The following is a 1,156-nucleotide window of genomic DNA, read 5'->3' on the forward strand; positions in this document are numbered from 1 at the left end:
GCGGTGGTGCTCATCGACGACCCCGCCACCTCCGCGGAGGTGGTGCACGCCCAGATCGCCTACGTGCACGCGCTGCGGACCTCCCTGCGCGCTCAGCCGCTGCCGCAGGAGGCGCTCACCAGGCTGGGGCCCGAAGCGGTGGAAACCGTGGAACTGGCCACCAACAAGCCCTCGGCGGTGCTGCTGGCAGCGGACCGCGCGGTCAGCCGAGCACGTGCGGGCGGGCACGTCGAGGAGATCGCACGGGCCCAGCTGGAGGAGAGCTTCGTGGCCCTGTCCAACGCCCAGGGCGGGTTGGAGCGGATCAGGAACACGCCCCTGCCGGTGCACTACCGCGTCCTGCCGGGGTTGTTCGCCCGGGTCTTCTGCGTCGTGCTGCCGTTCGCGGTGGTCCAGGACCTGGGGTGGGCCACGCCGATCGGCTCGGGACTGGTCGGCGTGATGTTCCTGCTGGCCATCAAGGTGGGGCAGGACCTCGCCGAGCCCTTCCGCGACGGGGTGCACGACATCCCCATGACCTCGTTGTGCCGCACGATCGAGATCGACCTGACCCAGGTCCTGGGAGAGAGGTCGCCGGAGCAGCTCGCCGCGGTCGACGACGTCCTGTGGTAGCAGCGCGTCTGGGGCTCGCCCCCGGCGAAGGCACGCGAGGGCACGCGAGGCCGCGCGCGCCAGCCCGGGCGCATCGCCGCAACCACACCGTGAACCGGCACGGGTTCGCCGGGTGCGGCTGAAACCACCTCAGGGGCGCACCCGCGCGATCGGGCCCGGCGCGCGATCGGGTGAGGACCACCCTGGATCGTGCAGCAGAACCGGCTCTGGCCGTGCGCTGCGCGCCGCACAGGAGGCAGGATCGGCCTGTGAGCATTCCTGCCGAGCCCAGCCTGCCCGTCCCCTCCCCAGTCCCCTCCCCCGTGCCCGCCCCCGTGCCGGCTCCCTCCCCCGTGCCCGACCCCGCACCCGCCCCCGCGCCCGCGCCCGCGCCCAGTGAGGTCACCCGGTACCACTACCTCGTCTGCTACCACAGCGAGAACCTGCGCCTGCGCGGCCACCAGGAGATCGGCGCGCAGAACCCCTGGGCCATCGGCGACACCGCCAGCGTCGTCGACTTCATCGCCCAGAGCCTGACCCGCAGCACCGGCAGGCCCGTCCAGCC

The 1,156-nt window shown here is 73.1% G+C and carries 2 protein-coding genes; both read left to right on the forward strand.

The genetic code is table 11. The features are described from left to right. Nucleotides 1-612 (forward strand): bestrophin family protein (locus ACRYR7_RS25540; protein ID WP_432575196.1); only part of this gene is annotated, 612 nt, incomplete at its 5' end. 248 nt (nt 613-860) lie between these two features. Further along, nucleotides 861-1,156, forward strand: a 296-nt coding sequence (locus ACRYR7_RS25545) for a hypothetical protein (RefSeq protein WP_432575197.1), incomplete at its 3' end; no start/stop codon positions are given.

Origin of the sequence: Kineococcus gurbantunggutensis (assembly GCF_050871925.1) — a bacterium.
In the GTDB taxonomy this organism is placed as follows: domain Bacteria; phylum Actinomycetota; class Actinomycetes; order Actinomycetales; family Kineococcaceae; genus Kineococcus.